Origin of the sequence: Pseudovibrio sp. Ad26 (assembly GCF_001623285.1) — a bacterium.
GTDB classification, from domain to species: domain Bacteria; phylum Pseudomonadota; class Alphaproteobacteria; order Rhizobiales; family Stappiaceae; genus Pseudovibrio; species Pseudovibrio ascidiaceicola.
The window spans coordinates 1-621 of the sequence record NZ_LMCE01000075.1; the positions used below are offsets into that span (position 1 = coordinate 1).

2 protein-coding genes are annotated in these 621 nt (G+C 51.4%); both read left to right on the top strand.

Annotated features, from left to right (window positions below; all coding sequences use genetic code 11):
* On the top strand, positions 1-487 hold a 487-nt coding region (locus tag PsAD26_RS16900), incomplete at its 5' end, for a lambda exonuclease family protein (RefSeq protein WP_063311403.1).
* On the top strand, positions 484-621 hold a 138-nt coding region (locus tag PsAD26_RS28915; protein ID WP_206600016.1), incomplete at its 3' end, for a DUF1317 family protein. The genes PsAD26_RS16900 and PsAD26_RS28915, both read left to right, overlap by 4 nt.

The window sequence follows — 621 nt, forward strand, 5'->3', positions numbered from 1 at the left end:
TTGCACCGGTGTGGCTCCGGAAGTTAACGCTAAAGCACTGGCCTGGGGAAAACAGTACGAGAACGACGCCAGAACCCTGTTTGAATTCACTTCCGGCGTGAATGTTACTGAATCCCCGATCATCTATCGCGACGAAAGTATGCGTACCGCCTGCTCTCCCGATGGTTTATGCAGTGACGGCAACGGCCTTGAACTGAAATGCCCGTTTACCTCCCGGGATTTCATGAAGTTCCGGCTCGGTGGTTTCGAGGCCATAAAGTCAGCTTACATGGCCCAGGTGCAGTACAGCATGTGGGTGACGCGAAAAAATGCCTGGTACTTTGCCAACTATGACCCGCGTATGAAGCGTGAAGGCCTGCATTATGTCGTGATTGAGCGGGATGAAAAGTACATGGCGAGTTTTGACGAGATCGTGCCGGAGTTCATCGAAAAAATGGACGAGGCACTGGCTGAAATTGGTTTTGTATTTGGGGAGCAATGGCGATGACGCATCCTCACGATAATATCCGGGTAGGCGCAATCACTTTCGTCTACTCCGTTACAAAGCGAGGCTGGGTATTTCCCGGCCTTTCTGTTATCCGAAATCCACTGAAAGCACAGCGGCTGGCTGAGGAGATAAAT